The 19,908-nt window shown below is 61.0% G+C and carries 21 protein-coding genes; 15 read left to right on the forward strand and 6 right to left on the reverse strand.

What is annotated here, in order from left to right; all coding sequences use genetic code 11:
* Positions 1-1,167: an aminotransferase-like domain-containing protein gene (locus KSS96_RS20105; RefSeq protein WP_068937084.1), complete on the reverse strand. Its 1,167-nt coding sequence runs from the start codon at positions 1,165-1,167 to the stop codon at positions 1-3.
* An 82-nt stretch (positions 1,168-1,249) separates the two neighbouring features.
* Between KSS96_RS20105 and KSS96_RS20110 the strand changes: the two genes are divergently transcribed.
* The 3 genes from KSS96_RS20110 (at position 1,250) to KSS96_RS20120 (ending at position 3,889) form a co-directional block, all read left to right on the forward strand.
* Complete coding sequence (locus KSS96_RS20110; protein WP_026067248.1) at positions 1,250-1,678, forward strand: MarR family winged helix-turn-helix transcriptional regulator; 429 nt, start codon at positions 1,250-1,252, stop codon at positions 1,676-1,678.
* 174 nt (positions 1,679-1,852) lie between these two features.
* Entirely contained in the window at positions 1,853-3,199 is a 1,347-nt protein-coding gene (locus tag KSS96_RS20115; RefSeq protein ID WP_217855269.1) for an NCS2 family permease, read from the forward strand.
* 63 nt (positions 3,200-3,262) lie between these two features.
* Complete coding sequence (locus tag KSS96_RS20120) at positions 3,263-3,889, forward strand: LysE family translocator (protein ID WP_017527688.1); 627 nt, start codon at positions 3,263-3,265, stop codon at positions 3,887-3,889.
* Positions 3,890-4,172: 283 nt separating this feature from the next.
* Here the strand turns inward: KSS96_RS20120 and KSS96_RS20125 are convergent, their stop codons facing one another.
* From KSS96_RS20125 to uraH, 3 genes are all read right to left on the reverse strand, one after another.
* Positions 4,173-5,267, reverse strand: a complete 1,095-nt coding sequence (locus KSS96_RS20125) for a dermonecrotic toxin domain-containing protein (protein ID WP_065876487.1) — start codon at positions 5,265-5,267, stop codon at positions 4,173-4,175.
* A 22-nt stretch (positions 5,268-5,289) separates the two neighbouring features.
* Positions 5,290-5,571 (reverse strand): hypothetical protein, encoded by a 282-nt coding sequence (locus tag KSS96_RS20130; RefSeq protein WP_026067246.1) that lies wholly within the window; start codon positions 5,569-5,571, stop codon positions 5,290-5,292.
* A gap of 145 nt (positions 5,572-5,716) precedes the next feature.
* Entirely contained in the window at positions 5,717-6,070 is a 354-nt protein-coding gene (gene uraH / locus KSS96_RS20135) for a hydroxyisourate hydrolase (protein WP_017527687.1), read from the reverse strand.
* 380 nt (positions 6,071-6,450) lie between these two features.
* Here uraH and puuE point away from each other — a divergent pair, with 380 nt between their 5' ends.
* The 7 genes from puuE to KSS96_RS20170 all read left to right on the forward strand — a co-directional run bounded on the left by puuE (position 6,451) and on the right by KSS96_RS20170 (position 13,348).
* Positions 6,451-7,377, forward strand: a complete 927-nt coding sequence (gene puuE / locus KSS96_RS20140; RefSeq protein WP_017527686.1) for an allantoinase PuuE — start codon at positions 6,451-6,453, stop codon at positions 7,375-7,377.
* Entirely contained in the window at positions 7,374-7,889 is a 516-nt protein-coding gene (gene uraD / locus KSS96_RS20145) for a 2-oxo-4-hydroxy-4-carboxy-5-ureidoimidazoline decarboxylase (protein ID WP_065876486.1), read from the forward strand. The genes puuE and uraD overlap by 4 nt, the downstream gene beginning before the upstream one ends.
* Positions 7,890-7,931: 42 nt before the next feature.
* Positions 7,932-8,927, forward strand: a complete 996-nt coding sequence (alc, locus tag KSS96_RS20150; protein ID WP_017527684.1) for an allantoicase — start codon at positions 7,932-7,934, stop codon at positions 8,925-8,927.
* 60 nt (positions 8,928-8,987) lie between these two features.
* A complete protein-coding gene (locus KSS96_RS20155) occupies positions 8,988-9,491 on the forward strand; it encodes an ureidoglycolate lyase (protein WP_017527683.1) in 504 nt (167 codons plus the stop codon).
* 51 nt (positions 9,492-9,542) lie between these two features.
* Entirely contained in the window at positions 9,543-10,826 is a 1,284-nt protein-coding gene (locus KSS96_RS20160; protein WP_017527682.1) for a urate hydroxylase PuuD, read from the forward strand.
* Between the two features lie 159 nt (positions 10,827-10,985).
* Positions 10,986-12,332 (forward strand): nucleobase:cation symporter-2 family protein, encoded by a 1,347-nt coding sequence (locus tag KSS96_RS20165; protein ID WP_217855271.1) that lies wholly within the window; start codon positions 10,986-10,988, stop codon positions 12,330-12,332.
* Between the two features lie 230 nt (positions 12,333-12,562).
* Complete coding sequence (locus tag KSS96_RS20170; protein WP_217855273.1) at positions 12,563-13,348, forward strand: outer membrane protein OmpK; 786 nt, start codon at positions 12,563-12,565, stop codon at positions 13,346-13,348.
* A gap of 46 nt (positions 13,349-13,394) precedes the next feature.
* On the opposite strand, the gene KSS96_RS20175 is transcribed toward KSS96_RS20170, so the two are convergent.
* Both KSS96_RS20175 and KSS96_RS20180 read right to left on the reverse strand, forming a co-directional pair.
* Positions 13,395-14,543, reverse strand: a complete 1,149-nt coding sequence (locus KSS96_RS20175; RefSeq protein ID WP_065876501.1) for a patatin-like phospholipase family protein — start codon at positions 14,541-14,543, stop codon at positions 13,395-13,397.
* A gap of 30 nt (positions 14,544-14,573) precedes the next feature.
* Positions 14,574-15,509, reverse strand: coding sequence for a lipid A biosynthesis lauroyl acyltransferase (locus tag KSS96_RS20180; protein WP_217855275.1), 936 nt, complete (start codon positions 15,507-15,509; stop codon positions 14,574-14,576).
* Between the two features lie 119 nt (positions 15,510-15,628).
* Between KSS96_RS20180 and minC the strand changes: the two genes are divergently transcribed.
* The 5 genes from minC (at position 15,629) to KSS96_RS20205 (ending at position 19,844) form a co-directional block, all read left to right on the forward strand.
* The gene (gene minC / locus KSS96_RS20185; RefSeq protein ID WP_026067245.1) at positions 15,629-16,366 is read left to right on the forward strand and encodes a septum site-determining protein MinC; all 738 of its coding nucleotides are present in this window, start codon (positions 15,629-15,631) and stop codon (positions 16,364-16,366) included.
* 201 nt (positions 16,367-16,567) lie between these two features.
* Positions 16,568-17,380, forward strand: coding sequence for a septum site-determining protein MinD (gene minD / locus KSS96_RS20190; RefSeq protein ID WP_065876503.1), 813 nt, complete (start codon positions 16,568-16,570; stop codon positions 17,378-17,380).
* 3 nt (positions 17,381-17,383) lie between these two features.
* Positions 17,384-17,638, forward strand: coding sequence for a cell division topological specificity factor MinE (gene minE, locus KSS96_RS20195; protein ID WP_003175252.1), 255 nt, complete (start codon positions 17,384-17,386; stop codon positions 17,636-17,638).
* Between the two features lie 96 nt (positions 17,639-17,734).
* The gene (locus KSS96_RS20200) at positions 17,735-18,370 is read left to right on the forward strand and encodes an RluA family pseudouridine synthase (RefSeq protein ID WP_017527675.1); all 636 of its coding nucleotides are present in this window, start codon (positions 17,735-17,737) and stop codon (positions 18,368-18,370) included.
* Positions 18,371-18,554: 184 nt separating this feature from the next.
* A complete protein-coding gene (locus KSS96_RS20205; protein ID WP_017527674.1) occupies positions 18,555-19,844 on the forward strand; it encodes a M18 family aminopeptidase in 1,290 nt (429 codons plus the stop codon).
* The last annotated feature ends 64 nt before the right edge of the window (positions 19,845-19,908 follow it).

Here is a 19,908-nt window from a genome sequence, read left to right on the forward strand (position 1 = left end):
TTATGCCGCTTGCGCGTGCTGTGCTTGACGGATCACGCTGGCCAGGCGCTTGAGGCCTTCATCCAGGCGGGCCGGGTCGATATGGCTGAAATTGAGGCGCAACGAGCCCAGGTGCTGGTCCGGCTCGGAGAAGAACGGTTCACCGGGCATGAACGCCACATTCTGCTGCAACGCTTGGGGCAATAAGGTGCGGGTGTCCAGCGGCCGTTTCAAGGTCAGCCAGAAGAATAATCCGCCCTGAGGCACCTGCCAGTCGGCCAAATCGCCAAAGTGATGCTCGAGCGCGGTCTGGAACGCATCGCGGCGCTCACGGTAAAAGCTGCGCAATTGCAGCAGGTGTTGCTGATATTTTTCGCTGCCGACCCACTGCATCGCCTGCCACTGGCCCACACGGTTGGTATGCAGGTCTGCCGATTGCTTGAGCTTGAGCAGGTGCGGGAACAGGTCCGGGCTGGCGATCAGGTAGCCGACACGCAAGCCGGGCAACAGGGTTTTGGACACGGTGCCGGTGTAGATCCAGCTGGCCTTGTGCAGGCGGCTGACGATCGGTCGCGCGCTGCCACCGTCGAAGGACAGTTCGCGGTAGGGTTCGTCTTCGATCAGGGTCACGCCGAACTCATCGAGCAGGGCCGCCACGGCGTCACGCTTGGCTTCGCTGTAGCGCACGGCCGACGGGTTCTGGAAGGTCGGGATCAGGTAGATGAAGGCCGGATGATGGCGTTCGAGATTGGCGCGCAACGCGGCCAGGTCCGGGCCGTCGGCTTCCAGCGGCACGGTGAGGCATTCGGCGCCGAACAGCTGGAAGATCTGCAATGCGGCCAGGTAGGTCGGGCCTTCCAGCAGGATCTGCGTGCCTTTATCGATATACAGCTTGGCCGCCAGGTCCAGGGTTTGCTGGGAACCGCTGACCACCAGCACCTGGCTGGCCTGGCACGGCACGCCCAGGGCGCGGGCTTGGGCGGCGAGCAACTCGCGCAGCTGCGGCTCGCCTTCGCTCATGCCGTATTGGCCGATGTTCAGCGGCATGTCGTCCCAGTTCAGCGCGGGCAACATGGCTTCGGCCGGCAGGCCTGCGGCAAATGACATCACTTCCGGGCGCTGGGCTGCCGCGAGGATTTCACGGATCAAGGAGCTTTTAAGGCGGGTAACACGTTCAGAGAAGGGCATGGAGGTCACCGCTGGCGGAGGCTGTGGGAAATACGTCAAACTGGTTGACCGAAACTACGACGACTTGAGTGGATACGTCAATATGCTTGACCTTAAAAACCAGACCAGTCAGCAACTCGCCATGGAAGCGTTCTTCTTCGGCTACCAGGCCTTTACCGCCAAGGCTGACGAAATGCTCGAGCGGCGCGGCCTGAGCCGGGTGCACCAGCGCATTGTGTTTTTTATCGCGCGCTACCCGGCGTTGAGCGTCAAAGAGCTGTTGGAATTACTCGGCGTGAGCAAGCAGGCGCTGAACATGCCGCTGCGCCAATTGCAGGAAATGCACCTGGTGCAGAGCATTGCGTCCGAGACCGACAAGCGCAAACGCTTGCTGGAGTTGACCGACGAAGGCCGGCGTTTCGAGCAGTCGTTGCGCCGTGAACAGGTAAAGCTGTTGCAGCGTGCGTTCAGTGAAACCGGGGAAGAGGCGGTGGCCGGATGGTTGGCGGTCAATCAGGCCCTGAGTGGGTGAATTAGCCTTTCATCCAATTCTGAGTACATAATCAAAAACATTATTTGCTTTATTTGTATACAAAAGCATAATTCGCTTCGTGCGAGTTCCTGACCTATTAGTCAACAAACCCGCCAGTACCTCACAGCGCCCGCGCGCTGGCCATAACAATAAAATGCTTGAGGAGTACTCGCTGTGGATAGCCGCAAATCCGAAGCCCCAACGCTCGACCACGCCATACCGCACAGCGGCTGGCTGGAACGCCTGTTTAAACTGCGCTTGCATGGCACCACAGTGAAGACCGAGCTGATCGCCGGCCTCACCACCTTCATCACCATGGCCTACATCATCTTCGTCAACCCCAACATCATGGCCGACGCCGGCATCGATCACGGCGCGGCCTTTGTCGCCACCTGCATCGCCGCTGCGCTGGGCTGCCTGCTGATGGGCCTGTATGCCAACTGGCCTGTAGGCCTGGCACCAGGGATGGGGCTGAATGCGTTTTTTACCTACACCGTGGTCGGCACCATGGGCTACAACTGGGAGACCGCGCTGGGTGCGGTGTTTATCTCAGGGGTGCTGTTCATGATCCTGACCCTGTCGCGCATTCGTGAATGGCTGCTCAACAGCATTCCCGTGAGCCTGCGCCACGCCATGGGCGCGGGCGTCGGTTTGTTCCTGGGGGTGATCGGCCTGAAAACCGCCGGCATCATCGTCGACAGCCCAGCCACTCTGATCAAGCTGGGCTCGCTGCATGAGCCCGCGCCGCTGCTGGCGGCCATCTGTTTTCTGTTAATCGCGATCCTCAGCTATCACCGCGTGTTCGGCGCGATCCTGCTCAGCATCATCGCCGTGACCCTGGCGGGTTGGCGCCTGGGCCTGGTGCAGTACCAAGGCATCGTCGCCAGCCCGCCGAGCCTGGCGCCGACCTGGATGGCCATGGACGTGATGGGCGTGTTCAACGTCAGCATGATCAGCGTGGTGTTTGCGTTCCTGTTCGTGCACATGTTCGACACCGCCGGCACCTTGATGGGCGTGGCCCAGCGCGCGGGCCTGGTGAACGCCGACGGCCGGATCGAAAACCTGTCCCGTGCCTTGAAGGCCGACAGTGCGTCCAGCGTGTTCGGCGCCATGGTCGGCGTGCCACCGGTGACCAGTTATGTGGAAAGCGCCGCCGGCGTGGCCGCGGGTGGGCGCACCGGGTTGACCGCCGTCACCGTGGGCGTTTTGTTTGTCGCCGCGATGTTTTTCGCGCCGCTGGCCGGCATGATTCCGGCGTATGCCACAGCGGGTGCGTTGATCTACGTGGCGATGCTGATGATGAGCGGCATGGCGCAAATCGAGTGGGACGACGCCACCGACAGCATTCCGGCGATTGTCACCATGATCATGATGCCGCTGACCTTTTCGGTCGCCGACGGTATCGCCCTGGGCTTTATCACCTACGTGGCGCTCAAGGCCGGCACCGGCAAGCACAAGGAAATTTCCGTGAGCCTGTGGGCGTTGTGTGCGATTTTCATTGCCAAGTTTGTCTTCCTGTAACCGCGGAAGTGGCGAATACTGCCTCGCCTTCGGGCGGGGCTTTTACATGAATGGAGGACTGTAATGAGCGTGGAAACCTGGCTGCTGTTCAGCGGCGCTGCATTGATCGTGATCCTGATCCCCGGCCCGCTGTCGCTGCTGATGATCAGCAACAGCCTCAACTATGGCCTGCGCCGCTCCTACCCGGCGTTCCTCGGCGGGGTATTTGCGTCGATCTGTCTGTTGAGCGCGTCGGCCTTGGGCCTGGGCGCGCTGTTGCTGGCATCGGAACAGTTGTTCAGCGCCCTGAAGATCGTCGGCGCGCTGTACCTGTTCTACCTCGCCTGGCAGAGCTGGCAGCAATCGCGCCTGCCGTCCCAGGGCGCGGTGGTTCCACAGGCCGCTGCGGTGCCGCGCTTTCGCGCGTTGTTTGGCCGCGCGTTTGTGCTGGGCGCCAGCAACCCCAAGGACATCCTGTTTTTTGCCGCGTTCCTGCCGCAGTTTCTCAGCAGTGAACACCCTTTCCTGGCGCAGTTGCTGGTCATGATCGCCACTTGGACCGTGCTCGACCTGCTGTGCAAGCTGGCTTACGGCCTCGGCGCCCATGGCGCGGCGCGGTATTTGCGCAGCGGCAAGGGGCAGAGTTGGTTCAATCGGGTGAGTGCGGGGTTGTTTGGCGGGGCGGGTGCCGCAGCGCTGATCAACCGCTGATCTTTCATGACGAAGACCGTTCGGTTCAGCGGCGCATCCGTACCCGTCTCAAGCAACCGGTAATACTTGCCCTGCTGTTTAAGCACGTAGTAATTGCGTTCCAACGGCAACCCTCCGGCCCCGGAGAGAGCCGAGGTCGCGGCAAAGGGAGCACTCGACAAAGGCACCACCGGCTCAACCTGCACCAGAAAGACCCCAGGCGCCGATTCTACCGCCGGCAGGTCGGCGATTATCTCAGTGCTCCAGCCACGCCATTCGTCGGTAGCAGCCGCAGAATTGCGGATCATCCGCTCCGGAATCGTTCCAGAGCCTTGAAGCGAACGATGGGCGACGGCGACGTCAAGCGGTGGAGTGAGCCAGGCCTGGCTAAGCGCAGGCGGGGCATACGACTGAAAGCGGCATGCAACCTGGCCACAGAAAAGCCAACGGGAACGCCGGGCTTTTTCACCTTCGGCCCCGGCAGAAAGTTCATCAACAGGTCAATGATGAAAAACGCCGCCATAAACCCCACATCCACCGCATCACGGGCATCGCCACTCAGGTGATAACGCCGCGCCGCGAGCAGCAGCTCATAGGCTTGGTTAATAAACCCAGATAACGGTGAGAAAAAAGACCACGCACCCCGCCAGACCGAGCTGCCCTGATCCAGGCGGCGCACGCGATATTTATCCAATGTCTTGGCGGAATTGCAGGCCGCTTGAGTCTGCCTTTGCAGATCCTGCACAGGGGCGCGGTATAACAGCGCCGACGCATCGCTTTGTGACGTAGCGACAATCGCCAGCCAATTGAGCGGGTCCGAGGCGATTTGCTCATGAACCACTTGCTCGATTTCGTCGGCGAGGGCTGTCGGTGCAAGGTGCTTGACCTTGAACGAGCGGATGAACTCAGCCACGACCCACGCGCCGCGAATGTAAAAACCCAAGGGTGTCTGTATGAGTTGATCGAGAACGCCGGCTTTGCGGGCTGCGTCGGGGTGATGGGTGATCGCCTCAAACGCCCAGTCCGGCGCGACTTGGCGCGCCAGCCGCTTAACGTTTGCGGCCAATGCACCGATACGGTTGAGTTCGGCATGGGCCAATTGCAGGCTGGCATATTCGCTAAGGACCAAGGCGTGCGGCGCGGCCGGCCAATACACCACGCAGTGCCCGCTGCTTTGGCCATGAATGACCACGATGCCCGCGATATAGCGATCGTGCTGCATGGTGTGCCCTACCAGATGCACCACGCACAGCTGCAACACGTGCTGGTTTTTCCGCAGATCTTGCGGCGTTCGCGCGGCCATCGCCAGGGTGAACAGGCTTTGGGCGGTCACACTCAGCCCCTGTCGCGCCGCTGAAAAAAGCTGCAATCGCCCACGGTCTTCCAACGTGCGGTTCATGAGTGCAGGCAGACGCCCCTCCTCAACGACAGGCTCGAAGGCAGAACGCGAACTCGAACACGCGTTTACCGGCGTCGTTTATCAAGGTGCGTATCGTGGCCGCATGAGCCTGGCACTGAGTGTCCAACGCCAAAAGCGCCTGATAGGCCGGCGTGTCCTGACCCGGCTCGGCCAGGTCCAACAACGCCAGCAGGCTTTTCCCATAACGCTTGACCTGGTGCTCGACGGTTCGCAGGGCCAGGTCAGGCGAGGTACTGGCAAAGATGATTTCTTCGTGTCGGCGCTGTCGGTCCCACTCCAGCAAGTCTTCACGGATCCCTCCCAGGCGCGCAGTGCCCGCCCACAGTTCCCTGGGCCTCTCGATCTATCGGCGAGACTCACCTGAAAGCCCGCAGTGTGCAAGGGCAAAGTCTTTGAGTCGCTTTGGGGGTGTGAAGCGCGGTGACGACTCAGCTGCCTCGGTAGGTCGAGTAGCTGTAAGGCGAAATCAGCAGCGGCACGTGGTAGTGGTCTTGCTCGGCACTGATGCCAAAGCGCAGCACCACCACGTCGAGGAAGGCAGGTTCGGGCAATTGCACGCCACGGGCACGGTAGTAATCGCCGGCGCTGAACTGCAACTGGTAGACGCCACTGCGGTAGTCGTCGCCTTGCAGCAGCGGTGCGTCGCAACGACCGTCGCTGTTGGTGACCGCGCTGGCGACCCACTCAAGCTGCGTGCCTTCGACGCGGTACAGTTGAACCTGGATGGCGCTGCCGGGGCAGCCGTGGGCAGCATCCAGTACGTGTGTGGTCAGTCGTCCCATGGATCGGGCTCCCTTAAGTCGAGTGAAAACGGGCCGCCCCTTTACAGGGCATGAAAAAGCGGGCGACGGGCTGATTAAGACACTTTAAACAAAAATTGTACACAATAAAAATTACAAAGTTTTGCTGCGGCTTCCCAGCGTGGTCTTGGCCGCGAATTCTCAAGAGGCCTTGCTTTTAAACGACCTTTTATCCATTTACTGACCAAGCGGGCAAGTTTATTGCAAGGCTAAGCGGTGAGGGCAGGCTGGAAAAAATGCAGAAATACAGGCTTACAAAGTGATCATCAAGTTGTATACAATCAGCCCATCGCTGTGACGCCACCCGATCTTTTCCGCCGGCCGCCACATACTTGCTACCACGCACAAGAAGGAAGACTGCAGTGAGCGCTGACTACCCACGCGACCTGATCGGTTACGGCAGTAACCCTCCTCACCCCCACTGGCCGGGCAAGGCGCGCATCGCGTTGTCTTTCGTACTCAACTACGAAGAAGGCGGCGAGCGCAACATCTTGCACGGCGACAAAGAGTCCGAAGCCTTCCTCTCGGAAATGGTCTCGGCCCAACCGCTTCAGGGCGAGCGCAACATGAGCATGGAGTCGCTGTACGAATACGGCAGCCGTGCCGGCGTGTGGCGCATCCTCAAGCTGTTCAAGGCATTCGATATTCCGTTGACCATCTTCGCCGTGGCCATGGCCGCCCAGCGCCATCCGGATGTGATCCGTGCCATGGTCCAGGCCGGCCACGAGATCTGCAGCCACGGTTACCGCTGGATCGACTATCAGTACATGGACGAGGCCCAGGAACGCGAGCACATGCTCGAAGCCATCCGCATCCTCACCGAGCTGACCGGCGAACGCCCGCTGGGCTGGTACACCGGCCGCACCGGCCCCAATACGCGGCGGCTGGTAATGGAAGAAGGCGGTTTCCTCTACGACTGCGACACCTACGACGACGACCTGCCCTACTGGGAGCCGAACACCCCCACCGGCAAGCCGCACCTGGTGATCCCTTATACGCTGGACACCAACGACATGCGCTTCACTCAGGTGCAGGGTTTCAACAAGGGCGATGATTTTTTCGAGTACCTCAAAGACGCTTTCGACGTGCTTTACGCCGAAGGGGCCGAGGCGCCGAAGATGCTCTCCATCGGCCTGCATTGCCGCCTGATCGGCCGCCCTGCCCGCTTGGCGTCGTTGAAGCGCTTTATCGAGTACGCCAAAAGCCACGAACAGGTGTGGTTCACCCGTCGCGTCGATATTGCCCGCCACTGGCACGAAACCCACCCCTGCACGGGAGCGGTGAAATGACTGCGTTTCACAGCCTGAAACCGTCGACCTTGAGCCGTGACGCCTTTGTCGCCGCCTTCGCCGATATCTACGAACATTCGCCATGGGTGGCCGAAAAGGCCTACGACCTGGGCCAGGACGCGTCGATCGACCAGATCGAAACCCTGCACCAGCGCATGAGCGACATCCTGTTGAGCGCCGATCATGCCAGCCAACTGGCGTTGATCAATGCTCACCCGGACCTGGCCGGCAAAGCGGCCGTCCAGGGCCAACTCACCCAAGCCAGCACCGATGAACAGGCTGGCGCGGGGATTCACCAATGCACGGCCGAAGAGTTCTCACGCTTCACCGAGCTGAACGATGCCTACAAGGCCAAGTTCAAGTTTCCCTTCATCATGGCGGTAAAAGGCAGCAACCGGCACCAGATCCTTGCCGCGTTCGAAACGCGCATCCACAACTCTGCGGACGCCGAGTTCAAATGCGCGCTGGACGAGATCAACAAGATCGCGTTGTTCCGCTTACTGACCCTCTAAGCAGTCCATCCCCAGCCACTCTATCTAAGGCAGACAAGAAGAATGAAAGCGCAACCCGTACCTTTCGAGAAGTTCGTCAACCTGGCCGACGCCCGCCTGGGCACCAAGATTCTCTCGGTGACCGATGACTGGTTCGCTGACGCCAACCGCCTGTTCCAGCCGACCCCGGCCGTGTGGAAGGAGGGCGTTTTCGATGACAACGGCAAGTGGATGGACGGCTGGGAATCGCGCCGCAAGCGCTTCGAAGGCTACGACAGCGCGGTGATCCAACTCGGCGTACCGGGCCGAATCAAGGGCGTGGACATCGACACTTCATTCTTCACCGGCAACTTCCCGCCGTCGGCCTCCCTGGAAGCCTGCTTCCTGGCTTCGGGCGAGCCGGACGAAAACACCCAGTGGACCGAAGTGCTGTCGGCCGTCGAGCTGCAAGGCAACAGCCACCACTACCACGAGATCAACCACGAACAGGCGTTCAGCCACCTGCGCTTCAACATTTACCCGGATGGCGGCGTGGCCCGCCTGCGGGTGTACGGCGTGCCGTACCGCGACTGGTCGTCTGTAGGCGACAACGAACAGGTCGACCTGGCCGCCGCGCTCAATGGTGGCCGTGCCCTGGCCTGTTCCGATGAACACTTCGGCCGCATGAGCAACATCCTCAACCCCGGCCGCGGCATCAACATGGGCGACGGCTGGGAAACCGCACGGCGTCGTACACCGGGCAATGACTGGGTGATCGTCGCGCTGGGCCACCCGGGCGAGATCGAAAAAATCATCGTCGATACCCTGCACTTCAAGGGCAACTACCCGGACACCTGCTCGATCCAGGGTGCCTTCGTAAAAGGCGGCACCGACAGCCAGATCGAAACCCAATCGTTGTTCTGGCGCGAACTGCTGCCGGCGCAGAAGCTGGAAATGCACGCCGAACACACCTTCGCCGAGCAGATCAAGGCGCTGGGGCCGATTACCCACATCCGCTTGAATGTGTTCCCGGACGGTGGTGTGAGTCGCCTGCGTGTGTTGGGCAAGGTAGCCAAATAAGGGTCGACCCAATCGCGGTAGACCAGACAACATCAAATTCGAAAACTTAAGAAGACAGCCATGCGCACACTGATGATCGAACCCCTGACCAAAGAAGCCTTCGCCCCTTTCGGAGACGTTATCGAAACCGACGGCAGCGATCACTTCATGATCAACAACGGGTCGACCATGCGCTTTCACAAACTGGCGACGGTCGAAACAGCACAGCCTGAAGACCGCGCCATCATCAGCATCTTCCGCGCCGACGCGCTTGATATGCCGTTGACCGTGTGCATGCTGGAGCGACACCCGCTGGGCAGCCAGGCTTTCATTCCGCTGCTCGGCAACCCCTTTCTGATCGTGGTCGCGCCACTTGGCGATGCACCTGTATCGGGCTTGGTCCGCGCCTTCGTTACCAACGGCAGGCAGGGCATTAATTACCATCGCGGCGTCTGGCACCACCCGGTGCTGACGATCGAAAAGCGGGATGACTTCCTGGTGGTTGATCGCAGTGGCACAGGCAATAACTGCGATGAGCATTTTTTTGAAGAGGATGAGCGGTTGATCCTCGCCCCCCACCAATAAGAGAAGGCCGGATCACCCGACAACAAGGGTGACAGGCGAGAGGTAAAGACTGTGGAAGCACATCTGTTGGAATGGCTGAACCTGAGCGTGCGCTGGGTTCACATGATCACTGGCGTCGCCTGGATCGGCGCTTCTTTCTACTTTGTCTGGCTGGAAAACAACCTTAATCGCGTCAATCCCAAGAGCGGCCTGGCCGGTGACTTGTGGGCGATCCACGGTGGCGGTATCTACCACCTGGAAAAATACAAACTGGCCCCACCGACCATGCCGGACAACCTGCACTGGTTCAAATGGGAAGCCTATTTCACCTGGATGTCGGGCGTCGCGCTGCTGTGCGTGGTGTTCTACTGGAACCCCACGCTGTACCTGCTCGCCCCCGGCAGCACACTCAGCGGCACCGAAGGCGTGTTGCTGGGCATCGGCTCACTGTTCGCCGGCTGGTTTATCTATTCCTTCCTGTGCGACTCGGCCCTGGGCAAGCGCCCTGCCCTGCTCGGTTTTATCCTGTTCGTGCTGTTGATTGCGGCCGCCTATGGCTTCAGCAAAGTGTTCAGCGGCCGTGGCGCCTACCTGCACGTGGGTGCGGTGATCGGCACCATCATGGTGGGCAACGTGTTCCGCATCATCATGCCGGCGCAGCGCGCGCTGGTGGCCGCCATCGCCGAGAACCGCACACCCGACCCGGCCCTGCCGGCCAAGGGCTTGCTGCGTTCACGCCACAACAACTACTTCACCTTGCCGGTGCTGTTCATCATGATCAGCAACCACTTCCCGAGCACCTACGGCAGCCAATACAACTGGCTGATCCTGGCGGGTATCGCGGTGGCGGCGGTGTTGGTGCGGCATTACTTCAACACCCGTCACAACAGCCAGAAGTACGCGTGGACCCTGCCGGTGGGCGCGTTGGCGATGATCAGCCTGGCGTACGTCACCGGGCCCAAGCCGGCGGAGCCGATTGCCAAGGCACCCGCGGCCATCGAATACCAGCCACTGCCGGAAACGGCGTTGGGCGGCGGCTTGAAACCCGCAGCGCCCGCCGCGCCGGCCGCTGAACCGGCACCGGCCCAGGCCGGCACCGACTTCGGCCAGGTGCACCATGTGATCGAGCAACGCTGCACGGTGTGCCACTCGGCCAAACCCACCAGCCCGTTGTTCAGCACCGCACCGGCCGGCGTGATGTTCGACACCCCGCAGCAGATCCAGCAGCAGGCCGCGCGCATCCAGGCGCAAGCCGTGGCGAGCCAGATCATGCCACTGGGCAACATCACGCAGATGACCCAGCAGGAGCGGGATTTGATTGGTGCCTGGATCAATCAGGGGGCGCGAACCAACTGATCTGATACATACAGGATTGCTCCAGAGGGCGGTGTTTGAGTCACTGATGCTTTGAATGACACACCGCCATCGGGAGCAAGCCCCCTCCCACAGGGGATCAGCAGTGTTTTGAAGAGTGCGTTCCACACAACACAACAATAAAAAGATTCGAGGTGTTGCATGTCCCAGTTAGAACCGCAGACTCCTGCCGCGCCCGCAATGGCGCGGCTGCCCCTCTTGCAACTGATCCTGGTAGGCCTGCAACACGTCTTGCTGATGTACGGCGGCGCCGTCGCCGTGCCTTTGATCATCGGCCAGGCCGCGGGCCTGAGCCGTGAAGAAATCGCCTTCCTGATCAACGCCGACCTGCTGGTGGCCGGTATTGCCACCATGGTGCAGTCGTTCGGCATCGGCCCGGTGGGCATTCGCATGCCGGTGATGATGGGCGCCAGTTTCGCCGCCGTCGGCAGCATGGTCGCCATGGCCGGCATGCCCGGTATCGGCTTGCAAGGCATCTTCGGCGCAACCATCGCCGCCGGGTTCTTCGGCATGTTGATCGCGCCGTTCATGTCCAAGGTGGTGCGCTTCTTTCCACCCCTGGTGACCGGCACGGTGATCACCGCCATCGGCCTGTCGCTGTTTCCCGTAGCCGTGAACTGGGCCGGTGGCGGCAGCGCCGCCGCTACCTTCGGTTCGCCGATTTACCTGGCGATTGCCGCCCTGGTACTGGCCACCATCCTGCTGATCAACCGCTTCATGCGGGGTTTCTGGGTGAATATCTCCGTGTTGATCGGCATGGGCCTGGGCTACGGCCTGTGCGGCATGATCGGCATGGTCGACCTCAGTGGCCTGGCCCAGGCGCCCTGGGTGCAGGTGGTGACACCGCTGCACTTCGGTATGCCGACGTTCGAGCTGGCGCCGATCCTGTCGATGTGCCTGGTGGTGGTGATCATCTTTGTCGAATCCACCGGCATGTTCCTCGCCCTGGGCAAGATCACCGACCAGGAGGTCACGCCGAAGATGCTGCGCCGCGGTTTGCTGTGTGACGCCGGCGCATCGTTCTTCGCCGGTTTTTTCAACACGTTTACCCATTCCTCCTTCGCGCAGAATATCGGCCTGGTGCAGATGACCGGCGTGCGCTGCCGCTCGGTGACGATCATGGCCGGCGCGTTCCTGATCGTGCTCAGCCTGCTACCCAAGGCCGCCTATCTGGTGGCGTCGATACCGCCGGCAGTGCTCGGCGGCGCGGCCATTGCCATGTTCGGCATGGTTGCGGCCACCGGTATCAAGATCCTCCAGGAATCCGACATCGCTGACCGTCGCAACCAGTTGCTGGTGGCGGTGAGCATCGGCATGGGCCTGATCCCGGTGGTGCGCCCGGAATTCTTTGCACAACTGCCGCTGTGGATGAGCCCGATTACCCATAGCGGCATCGCCATGGCCACCCTCAGCGCGTTGTCGCTGAACATACTGTTTAACATCCTTGGCGGCGCTGAACGCGTTGCGGTTGAGCACGCCCATACCTGAAACATGCCCCATTGTCGCCCTGTGCGCGCTGTAACGGCGCACTTGAGCCCAGACGTGGGAGCCAGTATTCTCCGCGCCCGCTTGTATCGACGGTGGTTTTACCGCCTTGGCGCGGCTTTTGCTGTAGCCATAAAGCTGACCAATCAGACGAGTTTTTCAGCGAAACCAAAGGCGCCACATCAGAGCGCCACATGAGAAAAACCATAAAACCTTAACTCGGGAGCAACCGAATGAAACCTCTGTTCAAAGGCCTGGTGTTGGCAGGATCCCTGCTGGCCGGCGGCCAGGCCGTGGCGGGTGACTTGTTGCAGTGGCAGAACAACAGCCTGACCTACCTGTGGGGCAAGAGCTTTACCATCAACCCGCAGATCCAGCAGACCGTCACCTTCGAACACGCCGACGCGTGGAAGTACGGCGACAACTTCTTCTTCCTCGACCGCCTCTTTTACAACGGCAAGGAAGACGGCAACGTCGGCCCGAATACTTACTACGGCGAGTTCAGCCCACGGTTGTCATTCGGCAAGATTCTCGACAAAGACCTGTCCTTCGGCCCGATCAAAGATGTGCTGCTGGCCATGACTTATGAGTTCGGCGAAGGCGACAACGAGTCGTACCTGGTCGGCCCGGGCTTTGACTTGAACATCCCCGGTTTCGATTATTTCCAGCTGAACTTCTACCAGCGCCAGACCGAAGGCAATCGCCCGGGTGATGGCGTGTGGCAGATCACCCCGGTGTGGTCGTACACCCTGCCGGTGGGCAACTCCAATATCCTGATCGACGGCTTTATGGATTGGGTGGTGGACAACGACAAGAACGCCCGTGGCACCTATCACGCCAACCTGCACTTCAACCCGCAGGTCAAATATGACTTGGGCAAGGCGTTGCATTGGGGCGACAAGCAGCTGTATGTCGGCTTTGAATACGACTATTGGAAGAACAAGTACGGGATCGAAGATTCGGGCGCGTTCAAGACGACGCAGGACACGGCGAGTTTCCTGGTCAAGTACCACTTCTAAAGAGCACTGCAAACCCATGTGTGAGGGGGCTTGCCCCCTCACACATTCAGATTGGGTTTATGCCCAGGAACCGCGTGATTTCTTCGCGCTTGGCCAACGCATCGCTGCGCCCCAACTCGATCAACTCGCTGCAATACCCCGCCTCGAACAGCAAATAACTCAACACCCCCGCCCCGCTCGTCTTGGTCGCCCCTGGGCCACGCAAGAACAAACGCAACGCCGCCGGCAGCTCCTGGCGATGCCGTGCCGCGATTTCATCGATCGGCTGGCTGGGTGCGATCACCAACACGTCTACAGGCGCCAGGCCACGGGCCGTGCTGTCGGCCGGTTGCAAATGGCTGAACTGGTTCAGGCGCTCCAGCAGTTCGATGTCGCTTTCCAGGCTGTCAATGAACGTGCTGTTGAGCATATGCCCACCGATCTGCGCCAGCGTCGGTTGCTGGCCGGTGTACGTGCGTTGTATCGCCGGCTCGTTGCCCCGTGGGTTGCCGCTGACGCCCACCACCAGTACGCGACTGGCGCCCAGGTGCAGGGCCGGGCTGATGGGTGCGGATTGGCGCACGGCACCGTCGCCGAAGTACTCCTCGTCGAGTTTGACCGGGGCAAATAACAACGGGATCGCCGAACTGGCCAGCAGGTGTTCAACCGTCAGTTGGGTGGGTATGCCGATACGGCGGTGCCGCAGCCATGCGTCGATGGTGCCGCCGCCTTGGTAGAAGGTCACCGCTTGCCCGGACTCGTAGCCGAACGCGGTCACCGCTACCGCATGCAGGTGCTGTTGCCGGATGGCTTCGTCGATCCCCGCCAGGTGCAGCTTGTCCTGCAGCAAGTCGCGCAGCGGTGAACTGTTGAGCAATGCCACAGGAAATTGCCGGCCCAGGCCGAACAGGCTGTGGATCAGGAAGCGACTCGCCTGGCGGACCACGCCAGGCCAATCGCTGCGCAACACCAGATGGCTGCGAAAGCCCTGCCAGAACGCGGTAAGGCGTTGCACCGCCGCCCTGAAGTCCATCGCACCGCTGGCCAGGCTCACCGCATTGATCGCGCCGGCCGAGGTGCCGACGATCACCGGAAATGGGTTGGGTGCCCCCGGCGGCAGCAGTTCGGCAATTGCCGCCAACACCCCCACCTGATACGCCGCGCGCGCACCGCCGCCGGAAAGAATCAAACCTGTAACCGGTTCAGATGGGGGCATTGCGTCACTCCATGTGGGGAAAAGTCGGTCTTATCGACGGCGTTTTTCGTACAGTTTGGGTTCACCCGGTGGCCGGCTCTTGAAACGCCGGTGGGTCCACAGGTATTGCTCGGGGCACTCACGCACCGCGGCTTCGACCCATTGATTGATGCGCAGGCAATCGATTTCGTCGGTCTCGCCGGGGAAGTCGGTCACCGGTGGGTGGATCACCAAGCGGTAACCGCTGCCGTCGGCCAGGCGCTCCTGGGTGAACGGCACCACCAACGCCTTGCCCAGGCGCGCGAACTTGCTGGTGGCGGTGACGGTGGCGGCCTGGATGCCGAACAATGGCACAAAGATGCTTTGCTTGGCGCCGTAGTCCTGGTCCGGCGCGTACCAGATGGCACGGCCGGCACGCAGCAGCTTGAGCATGCCGCGCACGTCTTCGCGCTCGATGGCCAGGGAGTCGAGGTTATGGCGTTCGCGGCCACGGCGCTGGATAAAGTCGAACAAGGGGTTGCCGTGCTCACGGTACATGCCATCGATGGTGTGCTTCTGGCCAAGCAGCGCCGCGCCGATTTCCAGGGTGGTGAAGTGCAGGGCCATGAGGATCACGCCCTTGCCATCCAACTGCGCTTGTTTGAGATGCTCCAGGCCTTCGACGTGGGCCAGCCGCGCCAGGCGCTGGCGCGACCACCACCAGCTCATGGCCATTTCAAAGAAGGCGATGCCGGTGGACGCAAAGTTTTGCTTGAGCAGTTGCTTGCGCTCTTTGGCGGTTTTTTCCGGGAAGCACAATTGCAGGTTACGCGCGGCGATGCGGCGACGTTCGCCCGCCACGTGGTACATGCCGGCGCCAAGCAACCGACCAATGGTCAGCAGCGTGCGGTAGGGCAACTGGGTGACCAGCCACAGCAGGCCTAGCCCCAGCCATAACAGCCAGAAACGCGGGTGAAAAAATGCAGCTCGAAAACGCGGGCGATCCATTACAGATTCCGGTAAAGACAGGGCCGCGCATTCTACAACGGTTCGACCCGGCTTGCGGCGGGTGAGTGTTCTCGTTATAAGTCTCGACACTTTTCGTGACAAGCCGCTTTATGCCGACCATGAGCCAAACCGAACCGCTAGACCAAGATCCCGTGTTCCAGCTGAAAGGCAGCATGCTCGCCATTACCGTGCTGGAACTGGCCCGCAACGACCTCGACGCCCTGGACCGCCAGCTCGCCGCCAAGGTCGCGCTGGCGCCGAACTTTTTCAATAATGCCCCGCTGGTACTGGCCCTGGACAAACTGCCCGCCGGCCAGGGCGTGATCGACTTGCCCGGCCTGATGCGCGTGTGCCGCTCCCATGGCCTGCGCACTCTGGCCATTCGCGCCAGCCGTATCGAAGACATTGCCGCCGCCATCGCCATTGAACTGCCAGTATTGCCGCCGTCCGGCGCTCGCGAGCGTCCGCTGGACCCGAGCGAAGGTGAAGTGAAGAAAAAACCGGAAAAACCACCCGAGCCGACGATCAAGCCTACAAAGATCATCACCTCGCCCGTACGCGGCGGGCAGCAAATTTACGCCGAAGGAAGCGACCTGGTGGTGATCGCTTCGGTCAGCCCCGGCGCGGAACTTCTCGCCGATGGCAACATCCATGTATACGGCCCGATGCGCGGACGTGCACTCGCCGGCATCAAGGGTGATACCAAGGCGCGTATTTTCTGTCAGCAGTTGACCGCTGAGCTGGTCTCCATTGCAGGCCGGTACAAGGTTTCCGAAGATTTGCGCCGTGATCCGCTATGGGGGGCCGGGGTGCAGGTCAGCCTGGCGGGCGATGTGTTGAACATCACCCGGCTTTAACGGATACTGCCGCATTTTCCAAGCATCTCTAGACTCTGATAGCACAGCGAAACCGGCAATACTTGTGTAGGAATCTTCTGAAGTTGGCGTTTCCTTTACGCAAACGACATCTTTTTCCTACAAGGGCTGTCCGCCTGCAGCGAGTTTCAAGAGATGTTTTTCAGGGGCTGAAAAGTCCTTTTTCCTTAGGGGTGAAACACCTTGGCCAAGATTCTCGTGGTTACATCCGGCAAGGGTGGTGTGGGTAAGACCACCACCAGCGCCGCTATCGGTACCGGCCTCGCTCTGCGCGGCCACAAGACAGTCATCGTCGACTTCGACGTCGGTTTGCGTAACCTCGACCTGATCATGGGCTGCGAACGCCGCGTGGTGTACGACTTCGTCAACGTGGTAAACGGCGAAGCCAACCTGCAACAGGCCCTGATCAAGGACAAGCGCCTTGAGAACCTGTACGTACTGGCCGCCAGCCAGACCCGTGACAAAGACGCGCTGACCAAAGAAGGCGTGGGCAAGGTCCTGGCCGAGCTGAAGGAAACCTTCGAATACGTGGTGTGCGACTCCCCGGCCGGCATCGAAACCGGTGCTCACCTGGCGATGTACTTCGCCGATGAAGCCATCGTGGTGACCAACCCGGAAGTTTCGTCGGTACGTGACTCGGACCGCATGCTGGGCCTGTTGGCGAGCAAATCCCAGCGCGCCGAGAAAGGCGAATCGCCGATCAAGGAGCACTTGCTGCTCACCCGCTACAACCCTGAGCGCGTCAGCAACGGCGAGATGCTCGGTGTTGAAGACGTGAAGGAAATCCTCGCGGTGACCCTGCTGGGCGTGATCCCGGAATCCCAGGCCGTGCTGAAGGCTTCCAACCAGGGCGTGCCGGTGATTCTTGACGACCAGAGCGACGCCGGCCAGGCGTACAGCGATGCCGTCGATCGTTTGCTGGGCAAGACCGTGGAACATCGCTTCCTCGATGTAAAGAAGAAGGGATTCTTCGAGCGTATCTTTGGAGGCAACTAAACAATGAAATTTCTCGACTTCTTTCGCGCCAACAAAAAGCCAAGCACCGCGTCGGTCGCGAAAGAGCGTCTACAGATCATCGTGGCGCACGAACGCGGCCAACGCAGTACCCCGGACTACCTGCCCGCCTTGCAAAAGGAACTGGTCGAGGTGATCCGCAAGTACGTCAATATCGGCAACGATGACGTGCATGTCGCCCTGGAAAACGACGGCAGCTGCTCGATTCTGGAACTCAATATCACCCTGCCTGATCGTTGATCGAACAGGCGGCCGCCACGGCGGCTCGATCACCTTGATCTCTGTGCGAGAGCGGGGTGGTCGAGCCGCCGTTGGCGTTTGTTACGAGGCTGTTTAATGCCGTTGTCCAACATCCATATCCTTCATCAGGACGCCGCCGTCCTGGTGGTGAACAAGCCGACCCTGCTGCTCTCGGTGCCTGGTCGCGCCGACGACAACAAAGACTGCCTGATCACCCGCCTGCAGGAAAACGGCTACCCCGAAGCCCGCATCGTCCATCGACTGGACTGGGAAACCTCGGGGATCATTCTGCTGGCCAGGGACGCCGATACCCATCGCGAACTGTCCCGCCAATTTCACGACCGTGAAACCGAGAAGGCCTACACCGCCCTGGCCTGGGGCCAACCGGCACTGGACAGCGGCAGCATCGACCTGCCCCTGCGCTACGACCCCCCGACCAAGCCCCGCCACGTGGTGGATCATGAGTTCGGCAAGCACGCGCTGACCTTCTGGAAAGTGCTGGAGCGTTGTGGCGAGTGGTGCCGGGTAGAACTGACGCCGATCACCGGGCGTTCGCACCAGTTGCGTGTGCATATGCTGTCCATCGGCCACCCGTTGCTGGGTGATGGCCTGTACGCCCACGAACAAGCCCTGGCCGCCTGGCCGCGCCTGTGCCTGCATGCCAGCATGTTGAGCTTCACGCACCCGCAAAGCGGTGAGCGCTTGCGCTTCGAGTGCCCAGCTCCTTTTTAAGCTGTGAACACCGTCAAAGGTGGGAGGGGCGGTGCGACGATTCGACTTGCTCCCGATGGCGGTGTATCAGCTCCAGAGGTATGGGCTGACCCACCGCCATCGGGAGCAAGCCCCTCCCACATTTGTTCTGTGCACTTGCCGCTATCGAACGGTAAACTTGCGGCACTGCTGTCTGGAGCTATTTATGCGCGAAGCGTTGAATCAAGGCCTGATTGACTTCCTCAAGGCCTCCCCTACTCCTTTTCATGCCACTGCCGCCCTGGCCCAGCGCCTCGAAGCGGCCGGTTACCAGCGTCTCGACGAACGCGAGACCTGGACCACCGAAGCCAACGGTCGCTACTACGTGACCCGCAACGACTCCTCGATCATCGCCTTCAAGCTCGGCCGTCACTCGCCGCTGCTGGGCGGTATCCGCCTGGTCGGCGCCCATACCGACAGCCCGTGCCTGCGGGTCAAGCCCCAGCCGGAGCTGCAACGCCAGGGTTTCTGGCAACTGGGCGTTGAAGTCTATGGCGGCGCACTGCTGGCACCGTGGTTCGACCGTGACCTGTCCCTGGCCGGCCGCGTGACTTTCCGCCGCGACGGCAAGGTCGAGAGCCAGTTGATCGACTTCAAGCTGCCCATTGCCATCATCCCCAACCTGGCCATTCACCTGAACCGTGAGGCCAACCAGGGTTGGGCGATCAATGCCCAGACCGAACTGCCGCCGATCCTCGCGCAGTTTGCCGGTGACGAGCGCGTGGACTTCCGCGCCGTACTCACCGAGCAATTGGCACGCGAACATGGGTTGAACGCCGATGTGGTGCTCGATTACGAGCTGAGCTTCTACGACACGCAAAGTGCTGCGGTGATTGGCCTGAACGGCGACTTTATCGCCGGTGCGCGCCTGGACAACCTGCTGTCGTGCTACGCCGGCCTGCAAGCCTTGCTCACCAGCGACAGTGATGAAACCTGCGTGCTGGTGTGCAACGACCACGAAGAAGTCGGTTCCTGCTCGGCGTGCGGTGCCGACGGCCCGATGCTGGAACAGACCCTGCGTCGCCTGTTGCCCGAAGGTGACGAGTTCGTACGCACCATCCAGAAATCCCTGCTGGTGTCTGCCGACAATGCGCATGGCGTGCACCCCAACTATGCCGACAAGCACGACGCCAACCACGGCCCCAAGCTCAATGCCGGCCCGGTGATCAAGGTCAACAGCAACCAGCGCTACGCCACCAACAGCGAAACCGCCGGGTTCTTCCGCCACTTGTGCATGGCCGAAGAAGTGCCCGTACAGAGCTTCGTGGTGCGCAGCGACATGGGTTGCGGCTCGACCATCGGCCCGATCACCGCCAGCCACCTGGGCGTGCGCACCGTCGATATCGGCCTGCCGACGTTCGCCATGCACTCTATCCGTGAACTGTGCGGCAGCCATGACCTGGCGCACTTGGTGAAAGTGTTGGGTGCGTTCTACGCGAGCCACGACCTGCCCTGATCTCAAGGGCTGAATGCGGTCAAAAAATGTGGGAGGGGCGGTGCGACGATTCGACTTGCTCCCG

The sequence above is a fragment of the Pseudomonas asgharzadehiana genome (genome assembly GCF_019139815.1).
Taxonomy (GTDB): domain Bacteria; phylum Pseudomonadota; class Gammaproteobacteria; order Pseudomonadales; family Pseudomonadaceae; genus Aquipseudomonas; species Aquipseudomonas asgharzadehiana.

Bases quoted from the DNA above. Each gene is read 5' to 3' on its own strand.
- KSS96_RS20105 (WP_068937084.1), bottom strand. From the start codon at position 1,167: ATGCCCTTCTCTGAACGTGTTACCCGCCTTAAAAGCTCCTTGATCCGT.
- KSS96_RS20110 (WP_026067248.1), top strand. From the start codon at position 1,250: ATGCTTGACCTTAAAAACCAGACCAGTCAGCAACTCGCCATGGAAGCG.
- KSS96_RS20120 (WP_017527688.1), top strand. From the start codon at position 3,263: ATGAGCGTGGAAACCTGGCTGCTGTTCAGCGGCGCTGCATTGATCGTG.
- KSS96_RS20125 (WP_065876487.1), bottom strand. From the start codon at position 5,267: ATGAACCGCACGTTGGAAGACCGTGGGCGATTGCAGCTTTTTTCAGCG.
- uraH (WP_017527687.1), bottom strand. From the start codon at position 6,070: ATGGGACGACTGACCACACACGTACTGGATGCTGCCCACGGCTGCCCC.
- uraD (WP_065876486.1), top strand. From the start codon at position 7,374: ATGACTGCGTTTCACAGCCTGAAACCGTCGACCTTGAGCCGTGACGCC.
- alc (WP_017527684.1), top strand. From the start codon at position 7,932: ATGAAAGCGCAACCCGTACCTTTCGAGAAGTTCGTCAACCTGGCCGAC.
- KSS96_RS20155 (WP_017527683.1), top strand. From the start codon at position 8,988: ATGCGCACACTGATGATCGAACCCCTGACCAAAGAAGCCTTCGCCCCT.
- KSS96_RS20165 (WP_217855271.1), top strand. From the start codon at position 10,986: ATGTCCCAGTTAGAACCGCAGACTCCTGCCGCGCCCGCAATGGCGCGG.
- KSS96_RS20170 (WP_217855273.1), top strand. From the start codon at position 12,563: ATGAAACCTCTGTTCAAAGGCCTGGTGTTGGCAGGATCCCTGCTGGCC.
- KSS96_RS20175 (WP_065876501.1), bottom strand. From the start codon at position 14,543: ATGCCCCCATCTGAACCGGTTACAGGTTTGATTCTTTCCGGCGGCGGT.
- KSS96_RS20180 (WP_217855275.1), bottom strand. From the start codon at position 15,509: ATGGATCGCCCGCGTTTTCGAGCTGCATTTTTTCACCCGCGTTTCTGG.
- minC (WP_026067245.1), top strand. From the start codon at position 15,629: ATGAGCCAAACCGAACCGCTAGACCAAGATCCCGTGTTCCAGCTGAAA.
- minE (WP_003175252.1), top strand. From the start codon at position 17,384: ATGAAATTTCTCGACTTCTTTCGCGCCAACAAAAAGCCAAGCACCGCG.
- KSS96_RS20200 (WP_017527675.1), top strand. From the start codon at position 17,735: ATGCCGTTGTCCAACATCCATATCCTTCATCAGGACGCCGCCGTCCTG.
- KSS96_RS20205 (WP_017527674.1), top strand. From the start codon at position 18,555: ATGCGCGAAGCGTTGAATCAAGGCCTGATTGACTTCCTCAAGGCCTCC.